Below are 22,934 nucleotides of genomic sequence, written 5' to 3'. Positions count from 1 at the left end.
CCTCCGCCACACCGGCCGCGACCACCACCGACCCCTGGCAGCCCTCGGCCTCACGTGATCAACCCGGACAGATCGCGATCATGCAATGACCCTGGCTTCTTCCTGCCGGTCATGATTCTGCCCTCCAGGGTGGGCGTCGAGCCGAGAGGGGCCGCGCCATTGGCGACCGATTCGCCGCAGGCGGTGGCAAAACCGTCCCGATCACCTGATTCCAATGAATACCTTCGGCGGGCTGCCTGGAAGGGCATCACTCCAGCTGGCCTCGAATCAGCCATCACGGGGTCGGCTGTTCGCGGTGTCACTTCTTCGGGCGATGCTTCAGCTGAGGCATCTATTAGTACGGGTCTGTACCGTCAGCGACGACCCGCTGTCTTACGCCTCCTCCGTCCGCTGACGTTGCCGTCAACTACTGCCGTCAAACGGCTCAGAAGCCTCCCCCGGAAGTTCCGGGGGAGGCTTCTGAGATCTTCCAGTTCAGCTAGTTCGGAAAGTCATCCATAACAGAGACGCCGACTTCGCGCATGCATCGGATAACCTGATCGTGTAGATCGTCATCATCTACCAGGAATACGGATCGACCAGCAACGTCATAGATCACGAGACCGCCGTCACCGGCCGTTTCGTCGACCCTGATCAAGACGTACTTGCCTTTAGGGGATTCCCAAAGGTCTCGCAGTTCTTCCAAATTCACCGATTAAATACTCCATTTCTCTCCCAGCGCCCTCCGTACCGAATGGCGGAGCCATCAGGCAAGACGACCTGACTGGAGACCTGCGGAGATCCGGCCTGACGAAGGGCCGCCAGCACATTGAAATCGCCTCGGCTCGCGTATGCGGTACCGCCAGGATGAGTGTGCGAGATAAACCGTACGTCTGGGCCGACAGGAACGCTCACGGCCCGTTCCCTACCAGAGTAGAGCCAGTACGACCCTCCACCACCATTACGCCCAGCTCCAGTTCGATAAACGAGGGCGAATTCAACTCCATGTTCCGCACTCAGTGCTGCCATTTGATCGCCGTTCAGGCGTCCAGGGATTTGGACCCCTGCACTGCCGGGCAGACTCGTACTAGCACCTTCTGAGGCAGTCGCACTGGCCCCATTGCAATTGTGTACTAGGACCGGCGTGATGCCCGCCAGCACATAGTACGTGTGGCACGGGGTGGCTCGCTAGCTGCATTTTTGCTGGTCAGGGGCTATTTGAGGATCCGTCGAAGTGCGCCGAGGTACGCCGTTGCACGTGGTTGTTGCCGTCACTACTGCCGTCAGAGGTCTAGACCACTCGGCATTCGCTGCCTCGCGGGTCGGCGCGGTGGACGGGGCTCGTGCGTCGGCTGCTCGGGGCCGGGGCGTGGGCTGACGGGCGGCGGGTCGCCTGGGAGTCTCGCTCCCCGCCGGAGGCAGTGCCAGCCACCGCCCGACGGAGAGCCCGCCGACGCAAGACCCGCCCCCGGGTCGACCTTCTTCCCGTTGGATAGCCCGTTGGGTTATCCACCGGGACAACTTGCTTCGCCAGGAGCCCGGTTCTGGTCAGCCCGGTGAACTGGCCGGTCACCCTGACGGCTCGGCGTCCGGCAGCGTCTGGCTTGGCCTTCTGCCCTCGGGTCAGTGGAAGTCGCCGGGTTCGACGGTGGCGTAGTCGGTGGCGGTGCGGCGGTAGCAGTGGTGGCCTGTCTCGTTGGCGTGCTTGGCGATCAGGGCGGTGACGTCATCGGCGCGGGTGCGTTCGCCGCTGGTCCACCAGCAGTGCTCCTCGTCGGTGACGCAGACAGCCACCCGGACCGGCTCGGCGGTCGCGTCGGTGCGGACGTGGTAGTCGCGGAACCGCATCGTCTTGCGCACGCTCATGCCGCCTGTCCGTGCTCGGCCCGGCGGTGGCGGTCCTGCATGACGCGCACGTCGCTGAGCCGGGAGCGGTCCCCGCACAGCGAGGCGGCGCGGGCCTGCGCGCGGAGTCGTCCGCACTCCTCGCAGACCGGGCCGGGGCGTTCCCGCCTCTGTGCCGTCTGTTCGTCCATCTCCCGCTCCTTCGCATCCGCTCGGTGCCCTCCGGCCAGGTTCTCGTTGGCTGGAACCTTGCGGAGGAGCCAGCGTGTCTGCCCCGGTGTCTGCCAAGCTGGCCAGGTGCGGGAGACGGTCGGAGAACTGGTGCGGCGGCTACGCCGGGCACGCGGGTGGAGTCAGCAACGGCTGGCCGACGCCCTGGCCCAGGCCGCCCCCGCCAGGGTTCCGCCGACGCGCAACGACGTGTCCCGCTGGGAGATCGGCACCAGGTCCCCGCGCGCGTGGCTGCCCTTTCTCGCCCTGGTGCTGGAGGTCCCGCGCGAACTCCTGGAGGCCGCCAAGGCGGTCCCCTCGGCGGAACCTGCCCCGCGCGTGCTGACGGTGGCCGACTTCCTGCCCGAGGGCGACCCGCTGGCCCCGCTCAGGGCCAGGACCGGCCGGCGGATCGGGGCGGGGCAGGTCACCGACCTGGCCCGGCGGGTGCACGGCCTGCGCCTGGCCGATGACGTGGTCTATGGCAAGGACCTGATCGGTCCGGCCCTGCGGGAACTGCGCGCGGCGGTCACGCTCTACCGCCAGGGCAGCCACACCGAACCCGTGGGCCGCGAACTTCTACGGGTCATTGGCGAGTTGGCGCAGATCGCCGGTTGGGTCGCCTCCGATGCGGGCGAGCACGCCGAGGCCGAGCGGATCTACCGGCTCGGAATCAGCTCCGCCCGCGCCGCCGGGGACGGCGTCCTGTCGGGCAACGTCGCGGGCTCACTGGCCTACCAGTGGAGCAACACCGGACGCGCCCGCGACGCCGTCGACCTGGCTGCTGCTGCCGTCGAGGAGGCCGGTCCCGACGCTCCGGCGAAGGCCCGCGCCCTCTACTTGGACCGGGTGGCCTGGGCAAACACCCGCGCCGGGCAGGACAGAGCGGCGATGGCCGCGCTCGGGGAAGCGGCCGATGCCCTGACCCAGGACTCGGACGGCATCGAGTCGCCGTCGTACCTGTACTGGATGGACGCAGGGGAACTGCAGGTCATGGAGGCCCGCGTCTACACCGAACTGCACCGGCCGCTACGCGCGGTGCCGCTGCTGACGGACGTCCTTGGGCGGTACGACGCCAGTCACGCGAGAGAGTTGGCGCTGTACCTGTCGTGGCTGGCCGTGGCCTACGCCGACGCGAACGAGCCCGAGGCCGCAGCCGGGACCGCCGCCCGGATGCTCGCCTTGGGGCAGAGCGGCAGCGAACGCACCACCGAGCGCACGCGCATCGTGCTGGACCGGCTGCGAGCGTTCCGCGACGTTCCCGAAGTCGCCGAGCTGCTGGCGTCCTGATCGCGCGGGGATCGGGTTCGGTCTGCTGCTTGTGGTCGGCTCGGTACTCGTCGGGCTTGCGCAAGGTCTGGTCGCTCGGCACGGGAGCGGTCAGCGGTTCGGCGGACGGCTTGCACTGCGGAGCGGGGGCGGTCTCGGACAGCGCCCTCGGCGGCCCCGGCCATGGAACCCGTAGGGTCGGCCCCCTGGCCGACCCTCTTGCCTGCGAACCGGCCGTAGGACGGTCGTCGGCGACAACTTGCTCCGTCAGGAGCAAGGGAGTCCCTACCCCACAACTTGCTCCGGCCCCGGTCGGCGCAGGGGTAAGCACCGCTTACCCCACAACTTGCTCCCATCGGGCACCGGTCGAACCCGCCCACGACGTGGCTGACCGCTGACCGCCGACGTCCACGAGGGCCTCGGGTGCTGGACTGGTCTGGGTCGGTCGGCGACGTCGGGCCGGCTCCAACGGGCGGAGCCCGCCTTGAACCTCGTAGAGAAAATCTGGACGCACACCCCCCACCCCAACCCCTGGTCCGCCAAGGGCGTCAGGTCAGTGGGCAGGCCCGACGTTGCCTGCTTCCAGTGCTTCGACGCGGGCCCGCAGGGCGGTGAACTGGTCGAGCGTCTGGGCCAGTGTCAGCTCCAGCGCCTCGACGCGGGCCGCCGTCCCGCCGACGGGCGGGTTCCGCACCTCCGGACTGTCGGGGTCCTCGTCGGTGTCGCCGTCACCCTGGGCGACGAAGGTGCCCTTGCCTGGTCGGGAGATCGCATAGCCGTCCTGCTTCAGCAGGGCCATGGCCTTCTGCACGGACAGGCTGGAGGCCCCGAACTCCGCCATCAGCACCGCCTGCGTCGGCAACGCGTCCCCCGGCATCAGCCCGCCGGAGTCGATCCGCTCCCGCAGAGCTTCGGCGATGACCTCGAACGTCAGCAGCACCGTGCCGCCCACCGGTCTGCGTCTCCGCCGCTCCACCGTCACTGCAGGCCACCTGCCCTCCCCGCGCCACTATCACCGAAATCCGGCCCGTCCAAAACGGGAAACCCAGGCACAGTACCCACACCCCACCAGGCCACCTAAGCAGATGAGGAGGGATGCACTTGAATGCGCCGTTGAAGCGATGCTACCTTCACGCACCGCTGGTGAACACCACCGCTGACCAGGCCAGACGCCCCGGCCCACCACCCACGCGCACCATTCCCCCGCGCGCTGACCACCCAGGTCACCCCTCAGTCACCCCTCTGCTTTTCTCTCTCCCTGCCGCAGGTCTGCCCCCATGCCCGCACAGCTCCAACTCCCCTCCCCCGCAAGCCAAACGTTCGCCGTACCGATGCACTCCGGCCCGGCCGACGCAACCACGAACCGTGGCTCCGCGCTTGAACGTCGGGGGCGGCTGACGGCCCGGCTGGCCAAGCTCGCCGCTGCCGGACACCTCTCACCCCTGGCCCGGCAGATCGGCTCGCTGGGCGGCTGCGCCCGCCCCATCCGCATGACCGGCCACCGCACCCGCCTCGACGCCGCTACCGGCCAGATCCTGGACCACCTCGACACCCGCCACCTCCCGGCCGGCGAACTCCTCCTGCGGTGCGGCAACCGCCGCGCCACCCGCTGCCCCTCCTGCTCGAAGGTCTACCGCTACGACACCTACCAGCTCATCGCCGCCGGACTGCGCGGCGGCAAGACGGTTCCGGCCAGCGTCTCCACCCACCCGCGCGTCTTCGCCACCCTCACCGCCCCCAGCTTCGGCCCCGTCCACAACCAACCCGGTGCCACCTCGTGCGTGTGCGGCACCCGGCACGGTGACGGCGATCCGCTGCTCGGGACGCCGCTGAACCCGCAGCGGTACGACTACACCGGCGCGGTGCTGTGGAACGCCCACGCCCCCGCCCTGTGGGCCCGCTTCACCGGCCACCTGCGCCGCGAGATCGCGCACGCCGCCGGACTCACTCAGCGCGCCCTGCGCCACCACGCGACCCTCTCCTACGCCAAGGTCGCCGAATACCAGAAGCGCGGACAGATCCACTTCCACACCGTCATCCGCATCGACGGACCCACTGGACCCGGCAGCATCGCGCCTGCCTGGGCCACCACCGACCTCCTCGATCATGCTGTCCGCGCCGCCGCCCAGCGCACCCGCGCCCCGCACCAGCATCGCTCCGAGGCCGGGGAGGTCGACAGGGTGCGGTCGTCACAGTCCATGGTGTTCCGGTTCGGGCGGCAGATCGACGTCCGCGCCATCCGCAGCACCGACTTCACCGGCAACGCCCCGGTCACCGACCGGCACGTCGCCGCCTACATCGCCAAATACGCCACCAAGGGAGCAGAAACCACCACCGGCACCCTCGACCGCCGACTGCGCTTCCTCGCCGAACTCGCCCAGCACGACCTCACCGACCACGCCCGCCAAATGATCCACACCGCCTGGCACCTCGGCGCCCACCCTCAGCACGCCCACCTGCGCCTGCGGCAGTGGGCCCACATGCTCGGCTTCCGAGGACACTTCTCCACCCGCACCCGCCACTACTCCACCACCCTCACCCACCTCCGAGCCGAACGCACCGCCTGGCGAGGCCGCCAAGACGACGCCCAGCAGCGGTCTGATCAGGGCCAGCCGGTCACTGACCAGCACAGTGACCGTGCTGACCTGGCCGCCGGTCACACCGATCCTGCCGGTCACCGCAGCGGTCACCGCGCGGGGAGCAAAAAGCGGCACGTGGATACGGGCACGACCCTGGTGATCTCCCACTGGCAGTACGCCGGAAACGGCCTCCTGCCCGAACTCGCCCACCTCGCCGACCTCCTGGCCACCGCACCAAAGCCCCGACCCGAGCAGTCGGCCCGCCCCCGACCGGCGCGACGCGCGAGTGACCGCGCCGGTCACTCCGCCGACCCGCTGACCGCACCCGTCCAGATCGAGGTGACCGGGTGACCTCCGATGCCGAGCTGCTGACCGTGCCCGAGGTCATGGCGCGCCTGAAGATCAGCCGCTCCACCGTCTACGACCTCATCCGCACCCGGCAACTCGCCTCCATCACCATCGGCCGCGCCCGCCGCATCCCCATCCACGCCCTCACCGCCCTCGTCCACCACCAACTCGAACAGGCAGCCTGATGACCAACCCCGACACCAACCTCACCTCCACCTCCACTCCCGGCACCGGCTCGCGCAGGGTCCGCGCCAACGGCGACGGCACCGTCTACCAGCGCAAAGACGGCCGCTGGGAAGCCGCCGGATACGTCCTCGCGGCAGGTGACACCCGCAAGCGCATCCACGTCTACGGGAGCACGCGGAAAGAGGCGCTGGCCCTGCTGACCGATAAGGTCGCCACCAGCAACCGCGGCATAGCCGCTCCCTCCGCGCAGGGCAGCGTGGCCGCGTTCCTGACCTACTGGCTGGAGACCGTCGCCGTCCACCGGCTCCGGGAAAACACCCACACCCGCTACACCGCCTGCGTGCGCCTGTACGTCATCCCCGGCCTGGGGCGGAAGAAGCTCGCCAAGCTCACCGCCAAGGACGTCCGCACCTGGCTCGACCAACTCCGCACCACCTGCCAGTGCTGCACACGCGGCCTCGACACCGCCCGCGACCAGCCCCAGTGCTGCGCGGCCGGGACCTGCTGCCGCAAGCGGCTCTCACCACTGACGCTCGCCTACGTGCACTCCGTCCTCAAGTCCGCCCTGGAGCACGCCGTCCGCGAGGAGGAGATCCCGCGCAACGTCGCCCGCAACGTCCGCATGGGCACACCCCGCCCCCGCCGCTTCGAACCCCTCACCGGCGAGGAAGCCCGCGCCTTCCTCACCGCCACCCACGGCCACCGCCTCAGTGCGCTGTTCGAACTCGCCCTGCGCACCGGACTGCGCAAGGGCGAACTCCTCGGCCTGCGCTGGGAAGACCTCGACCTCACAGGAGCAACCGCCAACATCCGCCGCACCCTCCAACGCACCAACTCCGCCGGCCTCACCGCCCTCCCGACCAAGACCCACAGCTCGGAACGACGCATCGCCCTGCCCACCGAGCGCCTGCGCTCCCTCGAACAACACCGCGACCGGCAAGCCCAGGAGCGCGAGGCGGCGGGGACGGGCTGGAAGGCCAGCGGCTACGTCTTCACCCGGCCCGACGGCAATCCGATCGAGGGCACCACCCTCACCCGGCACTTCAACGCCCTGCTCCGCCAGGCCGCCTTGCGGCGCATCCGATTTCATGATCTCCGACACTCGGCAGCAACTCTCCTCCTGGAGCAGGGCGTCGAGCTCGTCGTCATCAAGGAGCTTCTCGGCCATGCCCACATCGGCGTGACCGCGACGGTGTACGCCCACGTCCGACTCCGCCTCCAACGCGACGCCATAGACCTCCTCGGCAACGCCCTCCGCGCTCCGGCCACGTAGGCCGTCCGACCCACCGACGGCGCTGAACCACCCGTTTGTGCAGCACCCGTCCGCTGACGTTGCCGTCAACTACTGCCGTCAGGCACCCGAGAGGCCCACCAGAATCGTGATTCTGGTGGGCCTCTCGCGTGCTGCTATGCATATTCCCATCTGCACGGGTCGCCTGAGATTAAATCAGCCCCAGCACCTCACTACTCCACCCCAGAGACTGCGGAGAATGCCATAGTGGACGCTCGCCATTAATAGCAAGATCGCGGCCTTGAGTAAATGAATCGCGATGCGATTCCCCGAGCGCAAGAACTCTCTGAATCAGTGACCGCGCTTCCTCTGAGAGACCTCGGCTGACGAGGAGCTCCAGCAGATCCTGTGCAAAGCCGGTGGGACGGAGGAGTGCGTCCGGCACAGCTTCGGCCAGTTCCTCAGGATTCTCAGAGGATTTGAACCACGGCAATGCAACCTCTTTTGCGTGCTCGTACAGCCTATCAACGGCCGCGAGCCTTCTGGCAGGAAGCGTGATGATCGCCTTAGCCTCGCGAGAGATATCGAGGAAGCTAGTGGCGCAGACAATTCCCTCCATAGACCCTGGACGCTCGACCGTGCGCTCCAAGTTCGACCGTCTCCATGCTTGGAGTTCTTCATCGAAGACCTCCAAGCTTACGATGCTGAACTCGATCAGCTTGCCAGCCTTGTTCCAGTGGCTACCTTCGAGTCGCATGCGCTCAAGACGCCCATCAAGGTGACGCTCCAGGCTGCTTCGACTTTTCAGCCATTGGAATCCGTCTGACTCCAACCGATAGGCCATCCACTCACCAGCGGCCGCAATGGCTTCTTTGGGAACTTCTAGTCCGATCAGCCGTTCGGCGAGCTGTGCTGCCGAAAGCTCCTGCCCGCTGGTAGTCATGACTCTCATTATGCCGCATCGGTCAGGAGTCGCACGGAAGAGCCGCCCATGCACCGATGGATAGCCTGCCCCAGGGACTCGAACTGCCCCGGGGCACACTACCTATCATGGATTACACACGCCGCACTGCCAAAGATCAACCGAGACTGGCATGCTCATTGTGGTCCCCTGCTTAATTCCATATTGCTCAAGCTTACTTGTATCGAGAACTGCCCCACCCTTGGAAAGCTCAGGATATCCAACCTTTTGATTCTCCGTCAATGGCGCATTGCCCGTTTTGGTTTCAACGGCAACCCAGTTGCCATTGGCGTCTCGCGCAATGAAGTCTGCAATGAAGACATCGCCATTGCTGTTCCTGAATCGCACCTGCTGGGTGATATCCGTATATCCACCCTGCTGGAGTCGGTCAAGCGTTGCCGCCTCCCCGATTGCCCCGTGAGGAACCCCATCTACGGGACAATTTCCCACGTTATGAACCAGCACTGGAGTATTTCCGGCCAGTACATAGTACGTGTGAAGGTGCTCGACGGTCAGGTTGTAGGCAGTTCGCGGGCCTGTTCGGTAGCTGCGGGTGTCGATGATTTTGACGGTTGTGCCATCAGCTGCGAGCACTTCGTCGCCGGGGTTCAGGTCAACGGCATCGGTCCAGTGCTTCTTGGTGACCTCCCAGTAGGGGTGGTGCTGGGTGGAGGTGATCGTTGAGAACGATTGCGCTGCGCTCTGGTGCTCGTCTGTTGCTGCCAGCGTCAGGTCGGTGAAATCCTGGTCGTCGGGTGTGAGGATGGTGGCGGTGACGGTTTCGCTTTGGGTTGATTGGGTCTCGGGGTCGGTGGCGAGGACTTCGTCGCCGACCGTGAGCTCCTCGATTGGTGTTGCTGATCCGTCGGATTTGAGGACGAGGGTTCCCGGGGGGAAGCTGTTTTTGCACGCGGTGCTGAGCGAGCGTTGCTTTGATGAGGTCGAGAGCTTGTGCGGCACCAGGCTGTTGAGCGTGGCTCTGAGGTCGTTGTCGCCGGCGAAGTAGCTTCCGGCTGATATGGCCCCGAAGACACTGAACATATCTTTGGGGCAGTGCAGTTCCATGCACAGGTTGAAGACCTTCAGGGTCAGTAGTGCTGCGGTTGCCGCCTTGGTGTGTTCGGGTCCGACCGTGAAGTCCCAGGCGTGGGGGCTGCGCTCCCAGCGTGCCCAGTCCTTGTAGAAGCGGTCGAGGAATTCGTACTTTCCGCTCCAGTTGTTGTCGACTTCGACTCCTGGTACCACGGTGGTGGTGCCGTCGGTGTCGTCGATGCTTCCGCCGCTGTCGGTGCTGCCGCCTGGGGCGTCGCCGCCGGTGTGTCCGTCGGTGGGGCAGTCGGCTCGGTCACCGCCGCAGTTGAGGAGCAGGCCGCTAGGGTCGCTGAGGTTGACGGGGTTGTTGTTGCTGTAGGCGTAGCCGTTCCATTGTTGGGGGTCGGCTGGGTTGAGGATGGGGTCTGGGGTGATGAAGCGGCCGGTGGTGGGTTGGTATTGGCGGGCGCCGAGGTTGGTGAGGCCGGTGGTGTCGTCCTTGGTTCCGCCGACGTAGCCGTGGGTGCCGGCCCATCCGGTGGGTTGGGTGCCGCGGGGGTTGCCGAACGGGTCGGTGGGGCGGCGGGTTTCGGTGAGAGTGGTGGCGTCGAGGGCGAGGTTTCCGGTGCCGTGGTGGTCGTTGATCTGCCAGGTGGCGGTGGTGCCTTGGCGGACCAGGGTGAGGCCGCCGGGCATTTGGTAGTAGCGGGTGCCGGTGGTGGTTGTGGGGCTGGTGGTGGTGTCGTAGGTGAGTTCGTCGCCTCCGAGGGTGATGGTGGTTTTGCCGGGGTTGTGGCGGATGAGCTGGTTGCCGTCGGCGTCGTAGACGTAGGTGGTGGACTGGTCCGGGACGGTCCACTTCTGGCCTGTGGGGACTGGTGTCCCGCAGGCTGCCAGGATTACGTCGATTCCGTTGGTGGTGACGTTGCCGGGGACGGCCAGGCACAGGTTGCCGGCCGGGTTGGCGATGCTGCCGTCGGTCCGCGTCGTCCAGGTCTGTGCGGTGGTGCCGTTGCAGGTCTGCAGCTGGATTGCGGAGCCGGCGGTGGTGCCCATGGCGGTCAGGCAGGAGCCGTAGACCTTGAGCTTGTTGCCGCCGGTGGCGAATTTCTGGGCGCTGGTCGCGTCACAGTTCGTGATCTCGGCCGGGGTGTTGTTGGCGCTGCTGCCGCCTTGCAGGGCGAGGCACTTGCCGCCGATGCCCTGGATCTGGACGGTCGGCCGATGGGTGTCGAGTTTGCCTTCGGTGTTCCAGTTCAGGTCGGTGGTGCCGGCCGCGTAGGTGTACTGGGCGGTGGTGTTCCCCGCTTGGTCGTAGGTGTTGGTGGCGTAGGCGGTGGTGTTGCCGTTGACAGTGGTGGTCTGGGTGGTGAGTGCGTGCGGTCCGCCGTTGCCGTTGCCGTTGTTGACGGTGCCGGGGGCGGTGAACGTCTGGGTTGTGACGGCGTCCTGGGCGCTGCCGCCGGTCGGGTTGTGCTGGGTCTGGGTCTTGCGGTTGCCGGTGAGGTCGTAGGTGTAGTCCTGCCAGTACGGTGTTCCGCCGCCGACGGTGTTGGTCGCTGGTGCGACGGCGCCGCTGGTGGGGGTGGTGTTGGCGCAGGCGCCTCGTCCGCCGACGGCTGGCTGGGGGGCCATGGTGAGCTGGCCGGTGTCGGACCAGGCGGTGGTCAGGCGGCTGAGGTGGTCGTAGCTGAAGCACTGCAGGTCGGTCTTGGAAGGGTCGTTGTCGGGGATGTTGCGCAGGGCCGTGATGCGGCCTGAGGCGTCGTAGGCGTAGGTCGTCTGCTGTACGGCGCCGGTCCCGGCGGTCTGCTTGTCGACGAACTGGGACAGGGGCCGTCCGGTGGACTCGTCGTAGGAGTTGGTGACGACGATCTGGGTGCCCCACGGGTTCACGGTGGTGCGGATGGGCCTGCCGTAGGCGTCGTAGTCGTTCGACAGGTCGTATGTGGAGCCGCCGAAGGCCCCGAACGACTTCAGGAGGCCCCAGGTCTCGTAGTTGTAGTTCACCGTCTCGGCGGCGATGTTCCCCACGGCCGAGCGGTTGTCGAGCGTCAGCAGGCCGGTGACCGGCTCGTAGCCCGCCTGGTAGGTGTATGTGAACGGCGTGCTGGAGCCGATCTCCGAACCCGGGATCGTCAGCGTCGTCTTCGTGGGGTGGTACGCCGTGTCGTAGGCGAGGACGGCACTGGTGTAGGCCGCCCCGGCTGCCCCGCCCACGTACCGGGTGGAGGAGGAGGGCTGTCCCTTGAGCACGGTGTCGTAGGTGCGGGCGGTCAGCTGCTTGGCGGAGTCGACCGCCAGACCGTCGTAGGTGGCGGTGGCACGGCCGAGCAGGTCGTAGGTAGAGGTGATGCTGCGGCCGCGGGCATCGGTGGTCGAGGCGATCCGGCCCGCACCGTCGTAGCGGATGGTGCTGGTTCCGGTGTCGGGGTCGGTGGCCGAGGTCTGCCGGCCGCGTACGTCGTAGGTGTAGGACCAGGTGTTGGCGGCCGCGTCCTTGCGGGTCGCCGGCTTACCCGCAAGGTCGTAGGTGTAGGTGGTGACGTCGGCGTCGCCGGGGTTACCGGTGGCGGTGGCCGTCTTGTACTGCCACAGCGCGGTGGTGAGGCCGCGGGCGTCGGTGACCGTGGACGTGGGCGTCGATCCGGTCGGCGGGGAGACGTCGGTGCGGTCCACGCCGGGGTAGGTGGTCGTCGTCGTGCTCTGGACCACCCCGTAGGCCACGAATTCGGTGGTGGTGGGCCGTCCGAGGCCGTCGTAGACGGTGTGGGTCTGGTTGGGTGCCTCGGCGGTCGTCGTCTGGTAGAGCGTCGTGCCTGGGGGCGCGGCGTCGTTGTACCAGTTGCCGTTGGAGCGGATGACGCGGCCGAACGAATCGTAGGCGGTGTCGGCGAGGATCCGGCCGGTGTTGTAGGCCCGGACCGCCGGAGCGGATTGGGTCTGGATGACCCGGCCGAGGCCGTCCATGATCTGGGTCGAACTCACCGAGCTGTAAGTGGTACCAGAGCCCACGCCCACCAGGGTCGTTGTCGTGGTGCTCGGCGGGACCACCTTGTCGGCAACGACCCCCGGGACGGCGTAGGCGTAGGCGGTGTTGGCTGACAGGTTGGTAGCCCTGCCTGGCAGCCACACGCCGGTGGTTCGGCCCAGGGCGTCATAGGAGAGGGTTGTGACGCGGTTGTTGGAGTCGGTGGTCGACTTGGGCAGTGACCGGGCACTGTTGAGAGCGGTGACTGTGCTCCGACCTGCCGCCTGGTCGCTCGCTCCCGCTGGCGCCGGGTAGTTGACGGTGACACCTGTGGGCAGCTCACCCGGTTGGGGCGCGGAGTAGCTGGTGGTCACCACTGCCCCGCTGCTGTGAGCGTTGTCGGTGACCTTGGGGTCGGTGATGGTGAGTACACGCCCGTACGTGTCGTAGGAGAACGCCGAGTCCACGGTGAACACGGGACTGGTCCCGTTGAACCGCTCGATGCTTTCCCGCGATGTGGGCTCTGTTTTGGTCCCGGTCTGGTTCAGCGGCTTGCCGTCGTAGTAGGCGCGGGTCCATGACGAGGTGTTCTGTTCGGTCGCATCTGCGGTGCAGGCGTTCGCGCCGCTGACACTTACCTGTTCGGAGACGAGAGCTGATACCTGGGGGTCGGGTCCGGCGGCGTAGGTCGTGCGCTGGCAGATGTCGGGGAGCGCATCGGCACTGGAAAGCGCGGAGAGCGGCCGGTTGTTGTGGTCCGGGTCAGTGGTCGCGGTCTTGGTGGTTGTGCGCCATGAGCCGTCGGCCTTGAGCGATTTCGCCGTGGACACCGAACTCGTCGAACCGTAGCGCGCGATCAGGTCAGGCAGGCCGGTGCGGCTGTGGGTTGCGGTGGGGACTGGCCCGGAGCTGGTGCTGACGGCGTAGGCGGTGATGGTGCCGCCGGCCTTGTCGTAGGTGTCGGTCTCCAGGGCCTGGCCGTTGAGCCAGTCGGAGTCGGTGACCGGACCACTCCTCGGGCCGGCGACCTTCGCGATGCGTGCCGTGCCGCTGGCGGTGATGTCGCCGTCCATGCCCTGGTGGTAGGTGACGGTCTTCTGCGACTTGGGGCCGTCACTTCCGCTGCCGGTGGTGGTGGTGACGTTGGCGTAGCCTCGGAAGTTGTCCCAGGTGCGGTCCTTGGTGTCGGTGAAGGGCGAGTCGTTGCGGTGCCAGGCGGCGTTGCCGTAGGAGTACCCGGTGGTCATGGCCGTGGCGCCCGGGGTGTTCGGGTTCAGGGTGACGGTCTTGACCGGGTATCGAAGGAACCAGTCGTCGACCGGGTCGGCGCCGGATTGCTCGTTCGGGACGTGCCACTTGACGTTGTAACAGGACCGGGTGTTGCCGTCTGCCGAGGCCGGCATGGTGTTGCTGACGCGGGAGCAGTCGGCGGGGTAGTAGTCCACGCCGATGGTGCTGCCGGTCTCGGTGGTGATCAGCTGGATCCGGGGCCGGTTGTAGTCGGGCCGGGAGGGCACCAGGTTGGTGCCGTCGACCCGGTTGCGCAGCAGCATCTCGGTGAAGGAGACCGGCGGTAGGGGCACTTGGGTGGACGAGGCCTGGGTGTCCTTGGCGGTGCGCTGCACCGAGGCGAGCCAGGGAACCTGGGTGGATTCGGTGGTGTTGACGACGTTGACGAACCTGTGGGTGAGCGCGTAGGCGTCGACGTCCTGGTAGGCGCCGTTGTAGCGGACCTTGGTGGTGATCGAGGCCAGCCACTTCGATGTCCAGTACGTGGGCCCGTAGTTGGTGCAGGTGCCGCTCTGTCCGCACTGCTGGTCGATGGGGACGTCGGGCCAGTTGCCGGCGTTGGCCTGGGTGCGGTTGGCCGGGTTGCAGGCGGCGACCGAGGTAACGCAGCGCTCGTCGCTGACGAAGTCGATCTTCGCGGCGGGGTTGTAGGTACCGTTCGCGGTGATCTGGTCGCTCAGGAGCTGGCCGTAGCCGATGGAGGCGAGGACGCCGCCGCGGGTGTAGGAGCTGTTGGCTCCGGTGCCGCTGTTCTGGCCGCCGCCCCGGGCGTAGAAGTTCGCCTCGGGGGTGTAGGTGTAGGTGGTGAGGTTGCCGTGCGGGTCGACGACGTAGTCGAGGTTCCAGCGCCAGGCGCTCTGGCACCAGGACGCTTTGCCCTTGGCCGGGTCGTAGCACGGGTCACCACTGTTGGGTGAGTACACCGGCACGGTCCAGGCAGATCCCGAATCTGGGCCCTTGGTGGACGGGTTGCCCGAGGCGTCGGGGAGGTGGGAGAGGCCGAAGTAGAAGACAGTACCGGCCGTATCGGTGACCTTGATGTAGGAGCCGTTCCAGGTGCCGTTGGTGGCGCCGGTGAGGAACTGCACCTTGCTGCCGTCGTCGCCCTTGATACGCCACGTGCACGCAGACTGCTCCATGGCGGCGGCCGCACCTGTCTGGCAGGAGGCATCGTTGGGTACGACTTCACCTGAGTGGCCGGCAAGCGAAAGCGTCAGGTTCGCGCCTGCCCAGCACTGGTCGCCGGACTTGGTGATGCCGGCCTTGGAGCAGGGCCGGTAGCTTCGCTCGACGAAACCGGAACTGTAGTCCCAGCCGTCACCGATCCAGGACGCCTGGGCATTGGCGGCGGAGGTCTTCCCATCCACCGACGACGAGTCGTAGGACAAAGCGACAGCAGGCGCCTGGCTGCCGAAGGACGGCGGCACCTGGATCGGTGAAGAGTACGTGAAAGCACCGGAGGACGAGCCGGCCGACCAGGCCTGGGAGATGTTCAGCGGGGTCGCGGAGTAGGTGCCGGCGCCGCTGGAGGAGCCGGACACCGCGGCGAGCACAACTGACTGTGCGGATGCGGGTGCTGGGGCCGGAGCGGCGTTCAGGGATTGGATACGGGTCGTGGCCGTGCCGTCGTCGCCGGGCAGCGTCACGTCGGCGACGAGCTTCTTGGCGGCAGCGTCGTAGCGAGACGGCACGGCAGTCTGCTGGAGGCAACCAGCGACGTCGGGAGTGGTGAGGGAGCAGGCCGGCAGACTCACGAGTTGGGCGCGTGCGGCCCAGTTCGCACCATAGCTCTCGGCGAGGGTGCCGGTGTCGAGGGAGAGGCGGACCGGGCCGGCGGCGTACTCGCCGTCACGGGAGAGGCTGATGACCGGCCCGGGTATGCCCGCAGCAGTCGCGGCCTTCGGGTCCACCAGGTCGACCTTCACCACCTGGTCGACGACGGAGGATCCGGCGAGCGGAGCAAGGGACAGGGGGAGGCCGGTGGCGCCGGCTTCGGAGCCTGCCTGTGGACTCTGCCCCGCGCTGCGACCCTGCGCGGCGGCAACCGTTCCAAGGTGAACGTCGGCGTGGCCCTGGGGGGCCGGTCGCGTGGTCTTCGGCGGCTGCCAGGTGGGCGGCACCGGGTGGCTGGGAGCCGTGACCGGGATGTTGTCCACGTTCTTGCCCCGGACGGAGGCGGTCGTCGGCAGTGCCGTGTTCGACGGCGACCATTTGCGCGAATAGTCCGGTCCGGCCGCGGCGGCCACCGACACCGGCGCGAGCAGTGATACGAGAACACCGGCAGCGGCGGCGAGGGAAAGATTTCTACCTTGCCGCCCTAGCATGAATTGCTGGCGGTCCAAAATGGATTTTGATGTCACAGAGAATGCCCCCAGGGATCGAAGCTCGAAATAAGCGATCATGAGAATGGCTGCAAGAGCCTATCAATGACTCGCCTATGGCTGCCGGGGTTCGATTCCATTGTCCTCAGTGATCCATGTCACACTGTCAACATATCGGGGATCAGTACCGTAAAGCGGACCAATTGGCGGCTATTTGGATTGTGGAGATCGACTGATATGGGCGAGCGTGCTGTCGACCTCTGTGCACGCGCGCTCGGAGGGTTCCTCAGCATCGGAGTTCCCACTGTGACCAGACGCCGCGGCCCAGCCGCTCAACGCCTGTGGGCGGTCGGCGGGGCCTTCGCCACCGCCCTCAGCCTGACCAGCCCTGTCGCGTTCGCCGCAGATCCGACTCCCATGCCGTCGTCGAGCGAGATCGCGGCGTTGGACTCCGAGCGTGCCAAGCAGCGGCCCGAGACGGAGGCCGACCGGGCGTTCGCGAAGGCGAAGAGCACGGGCAAGAACGTCGTGATCGATTCGATGACGAGTGAGTTCACCGAAACGGCCGCCACCCCAGGAGGACATCTGGCGGTCACCTCGCATCCCGACCAACAGCGCATTCGCCGCGAAACGGGCTGGACAACGCTCGATGCGACGCTGGCGGCGAATACGGACGGTACGTACTCGCCGAAGTCCTCCGTATCGGGTTTGAGAATGTCGAATGGCGGCGACGGGCCGCTGGCAACCATGGCCAGCACCGACGGAAAGAAGCTCTCCCTGTCCGCCCCGTTCACCCTGCCGGTGCCGACGGTGGACGCCGATGGCGACGGCCTGGTGTACGCGAACGTCGTGCCGGACGTGGACCTCAAGGCCACCGCCACCAAGCTCGGCGGCCTGACCACCGTGTTCGTGGTCAAGACACAGGCCGCAGCGTCCAGCCCCCAGCTGAAGACCCTCCGGTTCGGAACCACCGTGGACGGCGTCACCATCAGCACCGACCAGGCAGGCAACCTCACCGCCGCCGCTTCGGACGGGAAACCGCGCTGGACGGCCCCGGCCCCGCAGATGTGGGACAGCACCACCGCTGCCAACCCCGCTGCACCAGCCGCGAAGAACAGCGCCTCGGCCTTGAGGGCGCCCGCCCAGACCCAAGCCACTTCCGACACCGGCGGCAATGACGGCACCCCGAAGGCGGCAACGGTCAGCACCGCCGAAGGCCCCGGCGCAAACTCGAAGACCGCCGCGATGGCCGTCACCACGGACGCGGCCGGCGTCAGCCTCACCCCCTCGCAAAACCTGCTCTCGAACGGCACGGCCCCGTACTTCATCGACCCGGCCTGGCTCCCCTGGGGCCCCTCGGCCAACGCCTGGACCTGGGTGCAGTCCGCGCACCCCGACGCCAACAACTGGCAGCGCACCGGCAGCAACGACCAGGACCACCCAGGTGTGGGCATCTGCGGCTACTACGCAGCCGGCGGCAGCTGCAGCCCCACCGACACATACCGGACGTTCTACCAGTACGACATCAACCCGCTCAGGGGCGCAGTAGTCCACTACGCGACGATGAACCTTGAGGAGTACGTCTCCGCGGACTGGTCCTGTACCAACACCTACCCCCTGGACCTTTTCCACACCGGTGCCATCGACAGCGGTACCAGGTGGGGCAACCAGCCCGGCAAGATCGGCGGCTCACTGGGCCAGCGGACGGTCGGCGGTTCCGGTCACACCAACTGCTACAACAACGTGCCGTTCCAGTACGACGTCACCGGTACGCTCCAGACGTACGTCAACAACGGCCAGCTCACCTTCGGCCTCTACGGCAACGAGAGTAACCAGAACGCCTTCAAGCGCTTCACCTACCAGCCATCGCTCTACATCGAGTACGACCGCATCCCCTACCAGCCCACCAACCCCGGCGCCTCACCCGCGCCCCGCATCGTCAACACGACCAGCGCCTACCAAGCCTGCGACACCAACGACTCCAACGCATGGGCCTGGGAAGGCGCAGGCTCCCAACAGGCCGGCGCCATCTCCCTGGACGCCACCGTCACCAGCCCCGTCCAGGCCCAGCTCTACTCCTGGACCCACATCTGGGACTACAACCTCCCTGGGGCACCCGACGTCGACGGAGGGTGGTCAGCCCTGGTGGGCAGTGGCACCACCGCGTCGTGGAAGGTCAAAGCCGGTGCGATCCAGGACGGCCACGCCTACGGCTTCAGCATCTTCGCGGGCGACCAACTGGTCGACTGGTCACCCTCGACGGCGACCTGCCACTTCAAAGCCGACCTGACGCCCCCGCAGGTGAGGTTCCCGGCAACGGTGACCGACCTCAACACCCAGTTCCCCCCGTCCGGCAACGGCCAGGTCACCAAGCTCGCCGTGGGCAAGACCGGCACCATCCCGATCACCGGCACCGCCGACCCCAACCCCAGCGGACTCGGCGCCTCCGGCCTGGCCTGCCTGCGCTGGAGCTTCGACCCCCAACTCACGGGCGCGGCATGGCAGTGCGGCACCGCCATGCCCACCAGCCAGATCCCGGTCACCCCCACCCGCTGGGGCACCAACATCCTCTACGTTCAGGCCCAGGACAAGGCCGGCAACCTCTCCCCCACCGGCCATTACCCCTTCTACGTCCCCTGGAATCCCAACGGGCCCGCGCCCGTGTTCGGTGACGTCACCGGCGACAGCACTCCCGACATCCTCGCCGCCGACGCCCAGGGGAGCCTTCGCGCCTACACCGTCCCCGGCAACCCCAACGCCACCAGCACCGCAGGCAGCATCGCCTCCAGAGGCACCAGCGCACCCAACGGCACCACGTGGGCAACCGACGACCGCATCACCCACCGCGGCAGCCTGCAGGGCGGCAAGAGCGTCGATGAGGTCCTGGTCCACAAGGACGGCGAAGCTGCCCTGAACGTCTACCAGAACCCCGGGAACGCCGGCGTCACCGGCTTCCTCGACAGCTCGATATCCCTGGGCAAGCCGAGCGCGTGCACTGTGACCGCCGTCAGCAGGGACTGCGCGGGCTACTTCGCCACCGACTGGTCCACGACCGCCAGCATCGCCGCCCTCGGGGACCCTTCAACCACCGACCTCAACGCCAGCAAGCAGTTCCAGAACCGCACGGGCCTGCTCACCATCGAGACCAACCCCGCCGGAGACGGCGCCCTCTGGTACTACCCCAGCATCGGCGACCGCACTCTGGGCAACCCCATCAAGATCTCCCCCACCGGGTGGAAGAACGTCGACCTGATCCCCGCAGGCGACTGGGCCGGACAAGGACACCCCGGCATCTGGGCCCGCAACCGAACCACCCAGGAACTCTGGGCCTACACCTTCACCCTCGGCACCGACACTGTCAGCGACCCCTTCGGCGGCGGTATCAGCTACCCCGTCATCACGGGTATCGCCACCAGCGTCAAGACCGGCGCCGTCGACTACGACACCTGGCCCCGCATCGGCTCAGACGGCGACCTCACCGGCAGCGGATCCTCCACCCTGTGGGCCATCACCCGCGCCGGCGACATCCAGATCTGGACCGGCAAGCGCACCGGCACCAGCACCGCCCCCACCTGGCAGTGGTCTCCCGGCCCCACCACCGTCCTGACCACCCGCACCGGCGCTGACCAATGGCCCCTCAGCAGCGCAAGCACCACCGGCACCCAGGCATCCGACAGTGCCGGCATCAACAAGGCAACCGGCGTCGGCCCACTCAGCTGGACCACCGACCACAAGAACACCGCCAACGGCGCCGCCAACCTCAACGGCACCTACTACAAGAGCGAGAAGCCCGCACTCGACACCAGCAAGAGCTACTCAGTCTCAGCCTGGGTCAAACTCACCAACACCGACAACTACGAAACCTTCGTCACCCAAAACGGCAACGACCGCGGCGCCTACTACCTCCAGTACTCCAAGGCCTACAACGCCTGGTCCTTCGTCGCCCCTGGCGCGGATGACTACGGAACCGGCATCTACCACCATGCCAGCGCCGCCACCCCGCCCCAACTGAACGTCTGGACCAACCTGGTGGCCACCTTCGACGCCGACACCAAAGCCATGACGCTCTACGTCAACGGCCAGTACGCAGGCTCCGACACCAACCCCACCCCCTGGAACGCCACCGGCCCCGTCACCATCGGCGCCGACGCCGCCACCAACCACCCCGTCAGCAACCTGACAGCCGGCGCCACCAGCGACATCCGCACCTACCCCTACCCCCTCACCAGCGCACAGGTCACCAACCTCTACAACAGCTGACACTGACCCACCTGCGGGCCTGCACCCACCTCGGGGCAGGCCCGCAGCGCGTCGGGGCAGCCATGGCCGAGCCGCCGCAAGGGGCAGCTGTCGGCAGCTGCCCATCCGGCCCGAGCTCGGACGGGGACCACGCCATTGCCGAGCGCTAGCGGAGCGATCACCGAGGGCCAACCAAGCAGTTCATGGCATGCGAAAGTGGCGATTTCACCCCCGGCGCGCTCATGCCCGTCGACAATCTCGCGAGCCGCACGGAGCCGTGCAGAGGAAGTCGGCCAGGACGCCACGACTGAGCAGAATCGTCCAAGCCCACGCCCATCAAGATCGTCAGCGCATCGCCTCCTGTGCACGGGCATGATGCTCTAAGCTGACGACGATCTTGGGGGAGGGAACGTCTTGCTCACACGCAAAATATCGGGCCTGACACTTATCGGATCGGCCATCGCAGGGCTGCTGCTGACCGGGTGCTCCCCGGACACCGCAGACCGAGCTACGCCCGCTCCTACGAGCGCCAGCGCCTCCGTGCCGAGCAGTGTCTCGGCCACACCGGCCCCTGGGTGCGCGTCACCGAAGCCCACCTCCAGTGGGTACGGTGGCACCTCGGAGGGCCTCCCCGACGACGTGCGCTGCATTCCCCACGTCCTTGACGGCAACGTCCTCAACGCGTCGGCCCTCGCCGACGGCACCCTGATCGAGGGCCGTTCCATGACCGTCTACACCACCGAGGACACCACCCCCGAGCAGGCGCACGCACTGTGCCTCAAGATCACCGACATCGGCTACGGCACAGGCGGACAACACCAAGTCTCGCTGCTGTCCGTCGGTAACGGCTACATCTTGTACATGTCGCTCCCCGGTGGGCAGGCCTGCGCCAAAATGCGCTGACCTGCGGACCCGACCGCCCCGGACAGGGTCTGTCCAGCGACTGGCTGTGGCGCACATTCGGTGGTGACGGAGGTCATTTCGGTTGCCAAAAGTGACGGTCAGATTTCGACGGCGCGCTGACCTGGGCCTTCGGATGGAGATGCCCAGGCAAGCAGGCCTGGGCGGGCCTACCAGCAGGCACCCGGTGCCCCGGGGGCGCCCCACTTTCTGCGGACGCCCTGAGTCGACTCGACCTGTGGAACTCTCGACGGCCGCCCATATCGGCACTTACATAACACTCCGTCACCACCGAAGGTGCGCCAGAGCCTCGGCTTCCGACCGGTCGTTTCCAGTGGCCCGGACGAGGAGTACTGACTGGGTGTTTCGTTCCCGGTTTTGAGGGTCAAGTTCCGCGCCAGGTGGGGGTGGCTTCGCCGGTGAGGCGGCGGGTCATGAGGTTGATCATCACGATGTGAATCATGGCTTCGGAGCGGGCTGGGAGTGCCTCGTAGTCGCGGGCCAGGCGGCGGTGGTTCATCAGCCAGCCCGCAGCAAACGCCCTGACGGGCATGGCCGCTGCGTGTTGTCGGGTGGCCGCCGTGGGGTGGCCACCCGACAATGAGGAGGTCAGGTGGGCGGGGTTGGGCGGGTGCTCCGGTCGGGGTAGGCGAAGCCATGGGCGACGAGGACGGCAGGGCCGCTGAGCCGCATGGTGCCGTCGCTCTGGACGGTGACGGCGAGTCGGCCGCCGGGCACGTCGACCGTGTATCGGTCGGCATGGGCGCCGCGGAGGTGACGGACGGCGGTCACGGCGGCCACCGCGCCGGTCCCGCAGGAGCGGGTCTCGCCGACGCCGCGCTCGTGGACGCGCAGGGCCAGGTGGCCCGGTCCGAGGACGGTGACGAACTCGACGCTGACACCGTGCGGGTAGGCGGTGGTCGGTTCCACGAGGGGGGAGGTGCGCAGGTCGCCGGGGTGGTCGAGACTGTCGACCAAGGCGACGGCGTGGGGGTTGCCGACGTCGACGTGCAGAGCGGGCCAGCTGTGTCCGGCGGCGGTGACGTTGATGCCGTCGGGGCCGGGTAGGACGGGTCGGCCCATGTCGACGGTGATGTTGTCGTTAGTGTCGATGTCGACGTGGCGGATGCCGGCGCGGGTGGCGATGGCGAGGCGCCCGGGCAGGGCCCGTCCGGTGTCGACGAGATAGCGGGCGAAGACCCGGATGCCGTTGCCGCACATCTGGGCGGTGGTCCCGTCGGGGTTCCAGTAGTCCATGAACCATTCGGCCTCGGAGGCCATCGTGGTGGCGTCGGGGTGGGCTGCGGACCGGATGACGCGCAGCAGGCCATCGGCGCCGATGCCGCTTCTGCGGTCGCAGAGGCGGATGACGTCGTGCGGGTGGAAGGCGAGCTGGTTGTGCGGGTCCGGTACGAGGAGGAAGTCGTTCTCCGTGCCGTGGCCTTTGCCGAAGGGGAGGCCGTTGCTGGTCACGTGGTCTCAGTGGCTGTTGTCTTTCCGGGCTTGAGGGCTGTGTTTCCGCTGTTCAGGAATGGGGTCGGCGGTCTCGGGGAGTGGTGACGTGTCGTGTCGT

General features: G+C 67.3%; 13 protein-coding genes and 1 pseudogene. 6 read left to right on the top strand and 8 right to left on the bottom strand.

Annotated elements, in window-relative coordinates:
• Positions 1-1,602: 1,602 nt before the first annotated feature.
• The gene (locus ACIRPK_RS35350; protein ID WP_403046646.1) at positions 1,603-1,845 is read right to left on the bottom strand and encodes a hypothetical protein; all 243 of its coding nucleotides are present in this window, start codon (positions 1,843-1,845) and stop codon (positions 1,603-1,605) included.
• On the bottom strand, positions 1,842-2,015 hold the full coding sequence (locus ACIRPK_RS35345; protein WP_403046645.1) for a hypothetical protein: 174 nt from the start codon (positions 2,013-2,015) through the stop codon (positions 1,842-1,844). Before ACIRPK_RS35345 ends, ACIRPK_RS35350 begins: the two co-directional genes overlap by 4 nt.
• Positions 2,016-2,121: 106 nt before the next feature.
• Between ACIRPK_RS35345 and ACIRPK_RS35340 the strand changes: the two genes are divergently transcribed.
• On the top strand, positions 2,122-3,324 hold the full coding sequence (locus ACIRPK_RS35340) for a transcriptional regulator (protein ID WP_403046644.1): 1,203 nt from the start codon (positions 2,122-2,124) through the stop codon (positions 3,322-3,324).
• 532 nt (positions 3,325-3,856) lie between these two features.
• Here ACIRPK_RS35340 and ACIRPK_RS35335 read toward each other — a convergent pair.
• The gene (locus tag ACIRPK_RS35335) at positions 3,857-4,255 is read right to left on the bottom strand and encodes a winged helix-turn-helix domain-containing protein (protein ID WP_403046643.1); all 399 of its coding nucleotides are present in this window, start codon (positions 4,253-4,255) and stop codon (positions 3,857-3,859) included.
• Positions 4,256-4,580: 325 nt separating this feature from the next.
• On the opposite strand from ACIRPK_RS35335, the gene ACIRPK_RS35330 reads away from it, so the two are divergent.
• From ACIRPK_RS35330 to ACIRPK_RS35320, 3 genes are read left to right on the top strand one after another with little or no spacing between them, the layout of a single operon-like run.
• Positions 4,581-6,233 carry a replication initiator gene (locus ACIRPK_RS35330; RefSeq protein WP_403046641.1) on the top strand — a complete coding sequence of 551 codons (1,653 nt, stop codon included), beginning with the start codon at positions 4,581-4,583 and terminating at the stop codon, positions 6,231-6,233.
• The gene (locus tag ACIRPK_RS35325; protein ID WP_403046640.1) at positions 6,230-6,415 is read left to right on the top strand and encodes a helix-turn-helix domain-containing protein; all 186 of its coding nucleotides are present in this window, start codon (positions 6,230-6,232) and stop codon (positions 6,413-6,415) included. Before ACIRPK_RS35330 ends, ACIRPK_RS35325 begins: the two co-directional genes overlap by 4 nt.
• The gene (locus ACIRPK_RS35320; protein WP_403046639.1) at positions 6,415-7,689 is read left to right on the top strand and encodes a tyrosine-type recombinase/integrase; all 1,275 of its coding nucleotides are present in this window, start codon (positions 6,415-6,417) and stop codon (positions 7,687-7,689) included. Before ACIRPK_RS35325 ends, ACIRPK_RS35320 begins: the two co-directional genes overlap by 1 nt.
• A 169-nt stretch (positions 7,690-7,858) precedes the next feature.
• Here ACIRPK_RS35320 and ACIRPK_RS35315 read toward each other — a convergent pair whose 3' ends face one another.
• The 3 genes from ACIRPK_RS35315 to ACIRPK_RS35305 all read right to left on the bottom strand — a co-directional run bounded on the left by ACIRPK_RS35315 (position 7,859) and on the right by ACIRPK_RS35305 (position 16,971).
• On the bottom strand, positions 7,859-8,590 hold the full coding sequence (locus ACIRPK_RS35315; protein WP_403046637.1) for a hypothetical protein: 732 nt from the start codon (positions 8,588-8,590) through the stop codon (positions 7,859-7,861).
• A gap of 105 nt (positions 8,591-8,695) precedes the next feature.
• Positions 8,696-16,303, bottom strand: a complete 7,608-nt coding sequence (locus tag ACIRPK_RS35310) for an RHS repeat-associated core domain-containing protein (protein ID WP_403046635.1) — start codon at positions 16,301-16,303, stop codon at positions 8,696-8,698.
• Positions 16,304-16,554: 251 nt separating this feature from the next.
• Positions 16,555-16,971, bottom strand: coding sequence for a hypothetical protein (locus ACIRPK_RS35305; RefSeq protein WP_403046633.1), 417 nt, complete (start codon positions 16,969-16,971; stop codon positions 16,555-16,557).
• Between ACIRPK_RS35305 and ACIRPK_RS35300 the strand changes: the two genes are divergently transcribed.
• Positions 16,970-20,482 (top strand): LamG-like jellyroll fold domain-containing protein, encoded by a 3,513-nt coding sequence (locus ACIRPK_RS35300; protein WP_403046632.1) that lies wholly within the window; start codon positions 16,970-16,972, stop codon positions 20,480-20,482. The genes ACIRPK_RS35305 and ACIRPK_RS35300 overlap by 2 nt on opposite strands.
• Positions 20,483-21,100: 618 nt before the next feature.
• Positions 21,101-21,364 (top strand): hypothetical protein, encoded by a 264-nt coding sequence (locus tag ACIRPK_RS35295; protein WP_403046631.1) that lies wholly within the window; start codon positions 21,101-21,103, stop codon positions 21,362-21,364.
• 382 nt (positions 21,365-21,746) lie between these two features.
• Here the strand turns inward: ACIRPK_RS35295 and ACIRPK_RS35290 are convergent.
• Together ACIRPK_RS35290 and dapF are read right to left on the bottom strand one after the other, a co-directional pair.
• Positions 21,747-21,890 (bottom strand): annotated as a pseudogene (locus tag ACIRPK_RS35290) (IS5/IS1182 family transposase); the annotation flags it as partial.
• Positions 21,891-21,970: 80 nt separating this feature from the next.
• The gene (gene dapF / locus ACIRPK_RS35285) at positions 21,971-22,834 is read right to left on the bottom strand and encodes a diaminopimelate epimerase (protein ID WP_403046629.1); all 864 of its coding nucleotides are present in this window, start codon (positions 22,832-22,834) and stop codon (positions 21,971-21,973) included.
• Positions 22,835-22,934: the final 100 nt, after the last annotated feature.

It is taken from the genome of Kitasatospora sp. NPDC101801 (assembly GCF_044766665.1).
Taxonomy (GTDB): domain Bacteria; phylum Actinomycetota; class Actinomycetes; order Streptomycetales; family Streptomycetaceae; genus Kitasatospora.
Note: the sequence above shows the minus strand (reverse complement) of the source record. Positions and strands in the feature narration are given on the sequence as shown.